The following is an 11,856-nucleotide window of genomic DNA, read 5'->3' on the forward strand; positions in this document are numbered from 1 at the left end:
CTCCTCGGTTTCAGGCGTTCAGTCGAGTTCGGCCAGCCAGCGCATCGCGGACAAGCTCGGGGCAAAGAGGTACTCCCCGCCGCGGGTGGTCACGAACGGCGGGATGTCGTGAAGGCGGCGCCTGATAGGCCGCTGGGGAATGGTGAAGTCAGTGGCGCCCGCGGCCGACCCGATCAACGGGTCCGCCTCGTTCGGGGCGCCGATGAAGATCCCGTCGTTCAGCCACTGCGTCTTGACGAACTCGAACTGGCGCTTGATGTGCGCTCCCGCGAACACGAAGACAATGCCGCGATCCGCGCCATCGTCCTCAAGCACCCCCTCCGGCAGTTCCGGCCCGTAGCTCGTGCCGCGCCGGATCATCCGGTGCAGACGGACGTTGACACTGCCGTCGCCGTCAAGTGCGTCGCGGGGATTTCCACGGCGCGCGTGGGCGCCGATCGGGCACTTGAACCCGCGCGGATCGTCGCCATACATGAACGCGTTGTTGCGGTGGGGGTCGGCGCCGAGCTCCGGAGCGTCCTGGTCCGGGGCGACCGCGAGCGGGGCGCCGGACTGCCAGCGGCCGACCATCTTCGCACCGAGGAGGGCTTCCTCTTTGCGGTCCGCCGCCCTGGCACGCAGGTACCGCCGGTACCCTGCCACGTCGGTGTGCAGCTTGCGGAACACCACGTATGTTCCGTTGCGGCCCAGCACGTCGGGGGTCGGCATCGGCGGCAACTCACCGGTCTCATCGGGGTAACCGAGCACGATCTCGCCCGCCTTCAACGGCTGCTCGTGCGGGTTCGACGGTGTCCTGCCGCTGCCCTCGACCGATGGCTGGCCGATGCCGTCCTTGAACCCGAAAGAGGTGCGCCCCGTGGGGAGCTGATAGCAGTCCTGCCGCCACACGACTGTGATGCCCGGCAGCTCCTCGTGCGCAGTACGGGCCTGCATGGCGACAGCCTCCAGCGTCGCATTATCAGGTGCGAGCACTGCGATCGCCACATGAACTTCGCCCGAACCGAGCGGCGCCTCCCAGTTCTCGGGAGCGCTGGGACCGACATCTCCGAGCTGATCGGCCCGGGCAGCCATGCCCTCACGGAACTCAGGGGCGAAGCTGTCGAGGGATGCCTGCGGCACGCCGAGCGCCGACAGACCCTGGTGGGAGAACCCCACGGTGATCCAGGCATCCCGCCCCGAGTCGCTCGATAGCCCGCCCGACGCGATCAGCGGCACCAGCCGTCGTACGAGTTCCTGTCCGTCGGCGCGGTCGTCGATGCGAAGCAGCAGATATGTGCCGACGTAGGGCGACGGCCGTTCGTGCAGAGCACCGCTCTGGATGTCATCGAGCTCGAGGAGCACCTCAGCCGTCTCGCCCATGTCAATGGTGCTCCGGCTTCTCGGGCGGGTTGGGGTTGGGGGCCGCGAGATACGGGAAGGTCTGCGACGACGGACGGGAGGAGGCATCCACACCATCACGGATCTCCGCCCCGTTGCCACCGGTGATGAACGTCGTGAACCAGGTGTCCATCATGTCGTCGTTGAGCGCGCGGCCGCCGCATGTCTCGTGCGCACGGCCCGCAAGCGAGGCGAGCTCGATCTCGAGGAACGACCCGTTCTCTTGATATGGCTTCGAGATGTCGATGAGGAGGAAGTCCGCGAACACGAGCTCGGTGAGCGGATGCACGCCGTCGACGAGCGGCCAGTCCGTCTTGCCGTCGAGCCTGTCCCAGAACGCGAGGTTGGCGTTCAGACGCGCGCGGTACGCGTTGCCGTATCCCTCCTCTTCGTGGAACGCATCCTCCATGTTGTAGAGGTCGCGGATCTCGATGTCACGGTTGAGCTCGTCGAACTGCTTGGGGGCGAGGAGGAGGTTCTTCACCTCGGGGCGGCCCGTGCGCTCGATGCGCACGTTGAAGACACCGCGCGTCAGAGTCTCGCCGATGACGGCGAGGAGTGTGTGAGCGCCGAAAAGCGCGCCGTCGACCTCGAGGACCATCCCGAGGACGTTCTTTCCGTCCATGAAGATGGACCCCGGGTCGGTGAAGGCAAGCTGACCAGTCGCGACGGTCTTGAGAGCGGCCGGCGCATCGAGGATGAAAGGATCCCAGCGCGCTCCGGCGAAGACCCTGACGCCATTCGTCTCGAGCCCGGACTCGTCGCCTACCTCGAAGGCCACGGTGTCACCCGCCGGCGTCGTGACCGTGCCGTGTTGCGTGAACGTGCCGTCGTCGGCGCGGACCGGCGGTTCGAACACGATGTCGAAGCGGTATTCGTGATCGCCGTCGTGGTCATGCTCGTGCGCGTGGGCCGGCGCGAACGGGGCCGCGCCGCCGGTCGCGATCGCCGCGCGCACACGCAACCGGTAGACGAGCCCCTCGGAGAACGCGTCGGTCACCTTCGCGAACGGGAGTGTGTTCAACACCAGCACGAGATTCCCTGTCCGCTCGGGGCTCGGGAAGGCGTACAGGTCAGTGATGTCTGCGATGGGATTGGCCAGGGCCCGCGGGCCCGAGATATGGTCCGACATGCCGGTCAGTCCCCGGCCTCTTCGAGGAGAGGTCGCAGCGCAGGATGCGAGAGCGCCTCGGCGGCATCGGCGTGGTCGAGGACCTGCTGGAATGCCGCATTCACGCGTTGCGCTTTGCGCACCTCTTTGACGGTGCCGGGGTAGTTGCGTGCGTATGCTGCCGCCCGCTCCTGTGCGCCGAGGATGAATGCCTTCTCGGCGGCCAGGTCTGGTAGGCCCTCGTAGCCTTGCGTGTGCCGGAAGATCACATCGAACAGGGCGAGCGTCGGGCCCGAATTGAAGAAGTCGTCCATGTACGCGTCCCACGACCCGTCGAAGCTCGTGATGAACGCGAGCCGCGTGTCATTGTCGAAGAGGACGAACCGTGCCTCGTGGATTGTCGCGACCGCCATGCCGTAATCGCCTGGTCGGTATCCGGGGTGATTCTGCAAGTCTTCGAGCGCGGTGCGCAGCGACGGCCCCTCCCCCGGCTTCACGTGGAAGAACAGGCTGAATTCACTCGTCGCCCCGACTGTGACCCCAGGACCTGATGTTTGCGCCGCCTCTGCGACCATTGTGTTCCCCCATTCCGATGACGTCTCATCTTGCACCGCCAGGCGTTCGGGATGCTAGGGAGCGACGCTTCTTGAAGCTCTCCCCTGCCAGCGATCCGCGAATTCACGTCGCGCGACTGAGGCGCTCTGAAGTGGGGTCATCCATCGACACACTCATCCTGTTCGCCGCAACTGTTTCGAAAGGTGGATTTCGGAAGTTTCTATATGGGTCTGTGAACGTGGTCGCGTCGATACGATCGGGCCCGGACAGCCCTCGCTGTCTGACCGGTCTGACCAATGGAGGATGCAGCGTGGCCAACTCAGATGATGTTGCCAAGACCCGTTTCGAGATCTCACGGCGGGCGCTGCTGGCCCTGGGGGCCAGCACGGGCGCAGCGATGGTGTTGCTGGATTTCCCGAAGCCGTTGACGGCGTTCGCAACGACGCCGACGACCTACTACGTGGCAACGACCGGCAACGATGCGAACGCGGGCACGGACGACAAGCTGCCGCTTCGCACGATCAACGCGGCAGCGCAGAAGGCTAACGCGGGCGACACCGTGATCGTCGGCGCGGGGGTCTACCGCGAAGAAGTCATCTTTCCGCGGGGCGGGACCTCGGACGCGTCCCGGATCACCTACCAGGCCGCGACCGGCGCCGCGGTCACGGTCACAGGTTCCGACGTGTTCACCGGGTGGAGCAAAGTCACCGGTACCGCCGACGTCTGGACCCTGACGATCCCGAACAGCTACTTCGGGGGGTTCCACCCCTACGCCGAGCAGGTGCACGGCGACTGGTTCGATGGGAAGGGTCGAATTCACCGACGCGGCATGGTCTACCTCAACGGTGCGTGGCTGCCGCAGGCGACCAGCGCCGCCGCGGTCAGCTCGTCGGCGTCAGCGTCGTGGTGGTCCGACGTCGACGGACTCGTCGACGGCACCGCGCCCAGCTACACCCCGCAGTACAACGCCGCAGGCAACACCGTCATCACCGCGAAGTTCCCCGCGGGCTCGAACCCCAACAACGGATCGGTCGAGGTCGGCGTGCGGGCCACGGTGTTCAAGCCGGCCGCCGCCCTGTGCGACTACATCACCATCAGCGGGTTCACACTGACGAACGCGGCAACGAACTGGGCCGCCCCGACCATGGGCCAATGGGGCCTCGTCAGCGCCTACTGGTGCAAGGGCTGGATCATCGAGAACAACGAGATCGCCTACTCGCGCTGCTCGGGAATCGCGCTCGGCAAGTACTCCGACCAATACGACGGCCTACGCGGCACCACCGACGGCTACTACTCCACCATCTCCGACGCGCAGACCATCGGTTCGGACGGAACACCAGCGAGCCGGTGGACCTTCGCGAACATCGGCGGCCACATCGTCCGCGGCAACACCATCCACCACTGCGGACAGACCGGAGTCGTCGGCTCGCTCGGCGCCATCGGCAGCACCATCACCGACAACGAGATCTACCAGATCCACACGCAGGGCATCTGGGATGGCGCCGAAATGGCAGGCATCAAGATCCACGCCGCCATCGACACCGTGATCTCAAGCAATCACATCTACAACGTCGGTGCGATATCCGGGATCTGGTTGGACTGGATGGCGCAGGGCACGCGCATCCTCGGCAACCTGATGCACGGCAACGTCAAGGATCTCTATCTCGAGGTCGACCATGGGCCGATGCTCCTGGCCAACAACATCATGATCTCCTCCACCGCGTTCTACTGCGGGTCGGATGGATTCGCGTGGGCACACAACCTCGTCACCGGCGCGACCTCCGCGTCTGCAGACAGTCGGCAAACGCCGGTCTTCACCCCGCACACGACCGCGACCGTCAAGAATGCCGCGATCCCGCTGGGTGGGCAGCAATGGGCCAACAACGTCCTCGGCAGAGCCGCCAACCTCACCCTCTGGGACAGCGCGAGCGGTGCGAACGCGATCTCCATGAAGGCGAACGTCTACACCGCCGGTGCGACGAAATCCGCCCAGGAGTCAGGCGGAGTGATCGCGTCCTCGGTCGACTACGTTCCCGTCCTGTGGAAGGACTCGGATGGTTGGTACCTCACCGTTCCGCGCGATGAGGCCTGGAAGACCGTCCAGGCACTGGTGAGCACCGCGTCGCTGGGCATCACGGCCACGTCGCAGCAGGATTTCACCAACCCGGATGGCTCCCCCATGTCCGTCTCCACCGACTACCTCGGTGTGGCTCGAAACACCACGACTCCGTTCCCCGGCCCCTTCGAGTCCGCCGGCGGAGCCACGGCGATCAAGGTATGGTCGCGCGTTGTCCCCACCACAGACGCATGGGGTCTCGTAGTAGCTCCAGCCAACCCCATCAGCGGCCCGGCCGCCGCCTCGGACACCAGCGGAAACATCACGGTCGATCTGCGTGGCACTGACAACGAGATCTGGCAGCAGGCGTTCATCGGCGGCGCCTGGGCTCCGGCGTGGGCCGCGCTGGGCGGACCGACCGGTGGCAAGTTCAGAGGTGCACCCGCGATCACGGCGTCGGCAGGACGCACTGATGTGTTCGTGCGGGGTCTCGACGACCAGTTGTGGCAGAAGACCTGGACCTCGACGGGCGGCTGGAGCGGCTGGTCCGCGCGCAGCGGGGTCCTGGCTGACAGCCCCGGCGCCGCCTCGGATGCCAACGGAAACATCACGGTCCACGTCCGCGGCACCGACGGTCAGATCTGGCAGACCGCGTTCCCCGGAGGCACCTGGTCTCCGGCATGGGTCGCCCTCGGCGGCCCGACCAGCGGCACGTTCACGGGTGCGCCTGCGCTGGCAGCCTCGGTCGGTCGCACCGACGTGTTCGTGCGGGGCCGTGACGACCAGTTGTGGCAGAAGACCTGGACCTCGGCCGGCTGGACCGGCTGGACCGCACGCGGCGGCGTGCTGGCCGATAGCCCCACCGCCGCCTCGGATGCCAACCGAAACATCACGGTCCACGTCCGAGGCACTGACGGTCAGATCTGGCAGACCGCGTTCGCCGCAGGAGTCTGGTCTCCGGGATGGGTCGCCCTCGGCGGACCGACCAGCGGCAAGTTCACGGGTGCGCCTGCGCTGGCAGCCTCGGTCGGTCGCACCGACGTGTTCGTGCGGGGCCTCGACGACCAGTTGTGGCAGAAGACCTGGACCTCGGCCGGCTGGACCGGCTGGACCGCACGCGGCGGCACGTTCGGATAGCCTCGGCGGTTCCCGAGTACCCCGGGTTGCGGGCGATCATTGCAGGCTCACCTGCAATGATCGCCCGCAACTCTTTCCGCCTCTGGCACGCGAGACCTGACGCGCATGCCGGCGCGGTCCGATAGGCGCCGCGCGCTTCGGAGGCGGCAGACACCGCGTCCTGACGCGGTCATACGATGGAGAGGTGCCGGCCGCCCGATCCCTCCCCCTCGCTCGGGCTGGAGGCCGCTCGGGCGACGATCGAGTGCACCCGGATGACCGCGGGACCGCATGAGCGGGGCACCGACACGGGCGCGCCAGTGGCGGATGTGGATCATCTGGGGCATCGCCGTCGCAGGCTACGTGCTCTCGGTGACCAACCGCACGTCTCTGTCCGCGGTCGGCGTCGACGCTTCCGAACGATTCCACGCGGATGCCTCGACCCTGGCGATGTTCGCGGTGCTGCAGCTCGGCGTCTACGGGGCGATGCAGATCCCGGTCGGTGTGATGCTCGACCGGTTCGGCGCCCGCCCGATCATCACCATCGGCATGGGCCTGATGGCGGTCGGCCAACTCGTGATGGCGCTCTCCCCCAACGTCGGCGTGGCGATCGCGGCACGCATGCTGCTGGGCGCCGGCGACGCGGCGGTCTTTCCGAGCGTGCTCCGCGTGATCGCGACCTGGTTCCCCGCGCAGCGCGCACCGGTCATGGTGCAATCGACGGGCATCGTGGGCCAGGGTGGCCAGATCCTCGCGATCCTGCCGATCGCCGCTCTGCTCCACGCGACGAGCTGGGAGGTGGCCTTCGGCAGCCTGGCCGGTCTCAGCGCCCTTTTCACCGTCCTGGTCTTCGCGGTCATCCGCAACCACCCGCCCGAGGTCGACGCAGATGTCTCCGTCGACACGGACACCGGCGCGATACGTGTGGTGAAGAGCTCCGCCGATCTCCGGCAGAGCATCGGCGAGGCGTGGTCGCATCCCGGCACCCGCCTGGCGTTCTGGTCGCACTTCACGACGCCGTTCGCCGGCACCGCGTTCGTCATGCTGTGGGGCTTCCCGTTCCTCATCTCCGGCGAGGGCCGGACGGCGGGCGAGGCATCCCTCATCACGACGATCTTCGTGGTCGTCGGCATGTGCATCGGGCCCGTGATGGGCGCGCTGTCAAGCCGCAATCCGACCCGCCGCTCGCACCTGCTGGTGCTGCCGGCGGTGGCGGTACAGGTCGTCGCCTGGCTCGTGGTGATCGCGTGGCCCGGACCGGCGCCGCTGTGGCTCCTCATCGCTCTGGCGATATCGCTCGCCATGGGCGGCCCGGCGTCGATGATCGCGTTCGATCACGCACGCACGCACAATCCCAGTCACCGGCTCAGCACCGCGACCGGCATCACCAACGTCGGCGGATTCCTCTCGGCTCTCATCGCGATCTTCCTCATCGGCCTCGCGCTCGACCTCCAGGGCGCGGGAACCCCTGCGACCTATTCGCTGAACGCCTTCCGGATCGCCTTCCTGACCCAGGTGCCGCTGTGGCTCCTCGGCATCTTCTTCATCACGGTCGAACGGCGCCGCACACGCGTGCGGATGGGACTGCACACGCCGCGGCGCCGTCCGTAGGGGTCATACGCTCGCGAGCACCCGCTCCATGTCGTCGATGAAGCTGTCGTAGCCCGCGATCGTCGCCGCCACCTGCTCGTCAGTGAAGTCGGAGCGATCCTGACGGATCGTGAGCAGGGTGCCCCCGTCGACCTCCTCCAGGTCGAACAGCACGGGCAGGCCCGCGTACTCGTCGGGGCGATCCGTGAGGGTCATCGCGAGGTGGGACGGCCGCTCGACCGCCACGTACTCCCCCGCCCAGTGGATGACGGTGCCGTCGGGCAGCACCATGTCGGCGCGCATTTCGCCGCCCGGCCGCACATCCATCGACAGCGACTCGGCGGGGACCTCGACCGCCGCCGTTCCGAACCAGACGGCGAAGTGCTCGGGTGTCGTCAGGACGTCGAAGACGAGGTCGCGGGGTGCGGCGAGGGTGCGGGTGACGGTGAAGTACTCAGTCATGTCGGGGCTCCTTGTTCGTATTGGGTGTCATCTGTCTGATCGGAATGGAAGGTCAGCTGCTGGAGGACGTTCAGGTAGACGTCGATGGCAGCGACGTTCTCCTCCCAGAAGCGCGCGTAATCGGAGATCCAGCCGGATGCGGCGGCCAGCGGCCGCGCGTCGAGCATCGCGGGCCGGTACTGCGCCTCCCTGCTGCGCGTCACGAGCCCCGCGTTCTCCAGCACCCGCAGGTGCTTCGAGACCGCGGCGAGCGTCATGTCGAAGGGTTCCGCGAGTTCGTTGACCGTCGCCGCTCCCCTGCTGAGTCGCTCGAGCATCGCGCGGCGCGTCGGGTCGGCGAGCGCTGCGAAGGTCTGGCTCAATGCATCCGCTGACATTCGCCCTCCTTTCAACCGATTAGTAGAATACCGCTCGGTTGAATACGCGTCAACCCCTTCGCGGTTGTGTTGCCGCCTCTAGCGTGGGCGTATGACCCGCGCCATCTTCTACACCGCCTGCACGCTCAACGGATTCCTCGCGGACGAGCACGACTCCCTGGAATGGCTGTTCGCGGTTCCGGATGCCGACACCGCCGAGGGCTTCGACGACTTCCTCGCCGGGATCGGCGCCCTCGTCCAGGGCTCATCCACCTACGAGTGGGTCGTCGCCCATGAGGATCTCGTCGCGCATCCGGAGAAATGGCCGGGCTACTACGGAGACAGGCCGACATTCGTCTTCACGACCAGGGATCTCCCGGTCGTGCCGGGGGTCGATATCCGGTTCGTCTCCGGGAAGGTCGAGGATCATTGGGCCGACATCACGGCGGCGAGCGGCGACCGGGATGTCTGGGTCGTCGGTGGCGGCGATCTCGCCGGGCAGTTCGCGGATGCCGGGCGCCTCGACGAGCTCGTCGTCACCTTCGCCCCGGCGACCCTGACCGCAGGAAAGCCGCTGCTCCCCCGCAACCTCGGCGCAGACCGCCTCACCCTCGTGGACGCCGTGCGCAAGGGGCCTTTCGCCGAGCTCCGGTATCACGTCACCGCGCCCTGAGCTGCTCAGGGCTCGACGACGATCCACTCTCCGAACTTGGCCGCGCGACCATCGCCCGACGACGTGCCGGTAAGGCGGCGCCTCACCCACGGGCCGACGTGCTCGCGATAGTAGGACAATCCTCGAGGGGCACGCGCATCCGTCATCTCCGGAAGCGACCACCAGCCACCCGGCGGCTGCTCCCCCAGTGCCGTCAGCACGCGCGCCGCCACCCGATGGTGACCGCGCGCGTTCATGTGCAGTCGATCCTCGGACCAGTACGGCGGCGTCGAGAGCTCCCGGTCGGGCCAATTCCACGCCGTGATGACATCGGGTCGCTCGGCCAGGCGCATCGCCACCGCGGCCGACAGCAGGTCGCCGCGCCGCTGGATCAGCCGGCTGAGCGGCAGCTGACCCGATGGGTTGGCGCCGGAGAGTGCGATGAGCTTCACGCCCTCCTCGTCACAGCGTCGCAGGACGACCTCGAAGGCGTCGACCACGTGCGAGATCGACGTCCGGGGGCGCAGCATGTCGTTGCCGCCGCCGTTGAAGGACAGGTGCGTCGGTTTCAGCGCCAGCGCGGGCTCGAGCTGGTCGGCGATGATGGGCCAGATCAGCTTGCCGCGCACGGCGAGATTCGCGTATTCGACAGGCTCGCCGCTCGATCGGGCCCACCCCTCGGCCACGAGGTCGGCCCAGCCGCGGACGTGTCCGTCCGGCAGTTCGTCGCCGACGCCTTCGGTGAATGAGTCGCCGATGGCGACGAAGCGAACGGATGCCACGACTCCAGCCTAAGTCCGCCCCTCCCGCCTGCTCAGCCGTCGGACGAGAGGATGTCATGCACGATCGGCGCGACGCGGGTGCCGAACAGCTCGATGCTGCGCAGCATCTTCTCGTGCGAAAGCGTGCCCGTGGAGAACTTCATGTCGAAGCGGTCGGCGCCGAGGGTGCGCACGGTGTCGGCGATCTTGCGCGCGACGGTCTCGGGCGAGCCGACATACAGGGCGCCCTCCGGTCCCACATCGTGCTGGAAGCGCAGACGGCTGTACGGCGGCCATCCGCGCTCGCGGCCGATCGTGTTGTTCATCGACTCGAACCCCGGGTAGGCCTCGTCCCACGCCTGCTGGTCGGTCGCGGCGATGTGACCGGGCGAATGAACACCGACCGGCAGCCGAGCGCGCCCGAAGCTGTCGAGCGAACGGTGATAGAGGTCGACGAAAGGTCGGAATCGGTGCGAGGGCCCTCCGATGATCGCCAGCATGAGCCCGTACCCGTACCGCGCGGCGCGCACGACCGACTCGGGAGTTCCGCCGACTCCGACCCAGGCCTTCAGGCCGTTCTCGGTCTTCGGGTAGACGTCCGCGTTCTCCAGCGGCGCCCGCGTGCGCCCGGCCCACGTCACCGGCTTCTCCTCCATGAGGCGACTGAACAGGTCCAGCTTCTCGTCGAAGAGCAGCTCGTAGTCCTTCAGGTCGAAGCCGAACAGCGGGAACGACTCGATGAACGAGCCACGGCCGAGGATGACTTCGGCGCGCCCTTCGGACACGGCATCCAATGTGGCGAAGCGCTCGAAGACGCGAACCGGGTCGTCCGAGGAGAGGACCGTGACCGCGGTGCCGAGGTGGATGTCCTTGGTGCGGGCGGCGGCGGCCGCCAGTACGATTTCGGGACTCGAGACGGCGAACTCCGCACGGTGATGCTCTCCTACGCCGAAGAACGAAAGCCCGACCTGGTCGGCGAGCACCGCCTGCTCGACCACATCGCGGATGGTCCGCGCGTGGGTGACGAGCTCGCCGCCGTCATCGCGGGTGATGTCGCCGAACGTGTCGAGACCGAGCTGGACGGTGTGGGCCATGCGAGACCGCCTTTCATTCAGATGGATGCAACGACACCGGAGCAGGGGCCATTCCCCCGCATCGCGGCGCGACGTATCGTGGCGACATGGTCATCTTCGCGGATCGGGCGGCGGCGGGCCGCGAGCTCGCGGAGGTGCTCGGCGCGAACCGCTATCCGGATGCGGTGGTCTTCGGCATCCCACGCGGTGGCGTCGTCGTGGCCGCCGAGGTCGCCCGCGCACTCGAGGCACCGCTCGCGGCCGTCGTCGTCCGCAAGCTGGGGGCGCCGTCGAACATGGAGTTCGCGATCGGCGCCATCGCGTCGGGCATCACGGTCGTGAACCCCGATGCCGTGCGCCACGCCGCTGTCACCGCGGAGCAGCTCGCCTTCATCGAGGACCTCGAGCGGGTCGAGCTCAACCGCCGGGTCGGAGTGTTCGCATCGGATGACATCGACCTGGGCGGTCGGACGGTCATCGTCGTCGACGACGGCGTGGCGACCGGCGCCACCGCGACGGCCGCATGCCAGGAGCTCAAGCAGCGTGGTGCGGGTCGGGTGGTGCTCGCGGTGCCGGTTGCCCCGGCGGACTGGCACGCCCCGCGTGATGCCGTCGACGAGTTCGTGTGCGCACACCCGGAACGCGAGTTCTGGGCCGTCGGACAGTTCTACGAAGACTTCACCCAGACGACGGACGCGGAGGTCGTGGAACTGCTCTCCCACAACCCCCGCGCCGGTCAGGAGTGAC

At 67.5% G+C, this 11,856-nt stretch carries 11 protein-coding genes; 4 read left to right on the forward strand and 7 right to left on the reverse strand.

The window, feature by feature from the left end:
* Positions 1 to 18 precede the first annotated feature (18 nt).
* Genes AC0NZN_RS00885 through AC0NZN_RS00895 form a run of 3 tightly spaced genes read right to left on the reverse strand, consistent with a single transcriptional unit; the run spans position 19 to position 3,063 of the window.
* Entirely contained in the window at positions 19 to 1,359 is a 1,341-nt protein-coding gene (locus AC0NZN_RS00885) for a Dyp-type peroxidase (RefSeq protein WP_474590384.1), read from the reverse strand.
* A gap of 1 nt (position 1,360) precedes the next feature.
* Positions 1,361 to 2,509 carry a DUF4331 family protein gene (locus tag AC0NZN_RS00890; protein WP_474590385.1) on the reverse strand — a complete coding sequence of 383 codons (1,149 nt, stop codon included), beginning with the start codon at positions 2,507 to 2,509 and terminating at the stop codon, positions 1,361 to 1,363.
* A gap of 5 nt (positions 2,510 to 2,514) precedes the next feature.
* Positions 2,515 to 3,063: a hypothetical protein gene (locus AC0NZN_RS00895; RefSeq protein WP_474590386.1), complete on the reverse strand. Its 549-nt coding sequence runs from the start codon at positions 3,061 to 3,063 to the stop codon at positions 2,515 to 2,517.
* Positions 3,064 to 3,353: 290 nt separating this feature from the next.
* On the opposite strand from AC0NZN_RS00895, the gene AC0NZN_RS00900 reads away from it, so the two are divergent.
* Positions 3,354 to 6,236 (forward strand): DUF8189 domain-containing protein, encoded by a 2,883-nt coding sequence (locus tag AC0NZN_RS00900; RefSeq protein ID WP_474590387.1) that lies wholly within the window; start codon positions 3,354 to 3,356, stop codon positions 6,234 to 6,236.
* 270 nt (positions 6,237 to 6,506) lie between these two features.
* A complete protein-coding gene (locus AC0NZN_RS00905) occupies positions 6,507 to 7,826 on the forward strand; it encodes an MFS transporter (RefSeq protein ID WP_474590388.1) in 1,320 nt (439 codons plus the stop codon).
* Positions 7,827 to 7,829: 3 nt separating this feature from the next.
* Here AC0NZN_RS00905 and AC0NZN_RS00910 read toward each other — a convergent pair whose 3' ends face one another.
* Positions 7,830 to 8,267 (reverse strand): SRPBCC family protein, encoded by a 438-nt coding sequence (locus AC0NZN_RS00910; RefSeq protein ID WP_474590389.1) that lies wholly within the window; start codon positions 8,265 to 8,267, stop codon positions 7,830 to 7,832.
* On the reverse strand, positions 8,264 to 8,644 hold the full coding sequence (locus AC0NZN_RS00915) for an ArsR/SmtB family transcription factor (protein ID WP_474590390.1): 381 nt from the start codon (positions 8,642 to 8,644) through the stop codon (positions 8,264 to 8,266). Before AC0NZN_RS00915 ends, AC0NZN_RS00910 begins: the two co-directional genes overlap by 4 nt.
* Before the next feature lie 91 nt (positions 8,645 to 8,735).
* On the opposite strand from AC0NZN_RS00915, the gene AC0NZN_RS00920 reads away from it, so the two are divergent.
* Entirely contained in the window at positions 8,736 to 9,296 is a 561-nt protein-coding gene (locus AC0NZN_RS00920; RefSeq protein WP_474590391.1) for a dihydrofolate reductase family protein, read from the forward strand.
* A gap of 5 nt (positions 9,297 to 9,301) precedes the next feature.
* Here AC0NZN_RS00920 and AC0NZN_RS00925 read toward each other — a convergent pair whose 3' ends face one another.
* Together AC0NZN_RS00925 and AC0NZN_RS00930 are read right to left on the reverse strand one after the other, a co-directional pair.
* Positions 9,302 to 10,057, reverse strand: a complete 756-nt coding sequence (locus AC0NZN_RS00925) for an SGNH/GDSL hydrolase family protein (protein WP_474590392.1) — start codon at positions 10,055 to 10,057, stop codon at positions 9,302 to 9,304.
* Between the two features lie 32 nt (positions 10,058 to 10,089).
* A complete protein-coding gene (locus AC0NZN_RS00930; protein ID WP_474590393.1) occupies positions 10,090 to 11,130 on the reverse strand; it encodes an LLM class flavin-dependent oxidoreductase in 1,041 nt (346 codons plus the stop codon).
* Positions 11,131 to 11,216: 86 nt separating this feature from the next.
* Here AC0NZN_RS00930 and AC0NZN_RS00935 point away from each other — a divergent pair, with 86 nt between their 5' ends.
* Positions 11,217 to 11,855, forward strand: coding sequence for a phosphoribosyltransferase (locus AC0NZN_RS00935; protein WP_474590394.1), 639 nt, complete (start codon positions 11,217 to 11,219; stop codon positions 11,853 to 11,855).
* Position 11,856: the final 1 nt, after the last annotated feature.

This window comes from Microbacterium sp. sgz311019, from assembly GCF_056135325.1.

Coding starts and splice junctions, on each gene's coding strand:
- AC0NZN_RS00885 (WP_474590384.1), bottom strand. CDS start 1,359: ATGGGCGAGACGGCTGAGGTGCTCCTCGAGCTCGATGACATCCAGAGC.
- AC0NZN_RS00890 (WP_474590385.1), bottom strand. CDS start 2,509: ATGTCGGACCATATCTCGGGCCCGCGGGCCCTGGCCAATCCCATCGCA.
- AC0NZN_RS00895 (WP_474590386.1), bottom strand. CDS start 3,063: ATGGTCGCAGAGGCGGCGCAAACATCAGGTCCTGGGGTCACAGTCGGG.
- AC0NZN_RS00905 (WP_474590388.1), top strand. CDS start 6,507: ATGAGCGGGGCACCGACACGGGCGCGCCAGTGGCGGATGTGGATCATC.
- AC0NZN_RS00910 (WP_474590389.1), bottom strand. CDS start 8,267: ATGACTGAGTACTTCACCGTCACCCGCACCCTCGCCGCACCCCGCGAC.
- AC0NZN_RS00915 (WP_474590390.1), bottom strand. CDS start 8,644: ATGTCAGCGGATGCATTGAGCCAGACCTTCGCAGCGCTCGCCGACCCG.
- AC0NZN_RS00920 (WP_474590391.1), top strand. CDS start 8,736: ATGACCCGCGCCATCTTCTACACCGCCTGCACGCTCAACGGATTCCTC.
- AC0NZN_RS00930 (WP_474590393.1), bottom strand. CDS start 11,130: ATGGCCCACACCGTCCAGCTCGGTCTCGACACGTTCGGCGACATCACC.
- AC0NZN_RS00935 (WP_474590394.1), top strand. CDS start 11,217: ATGGTCATCTTCGCGGATCGGGCGGCGGCGGGCCGCGAGCTCGCGGAG.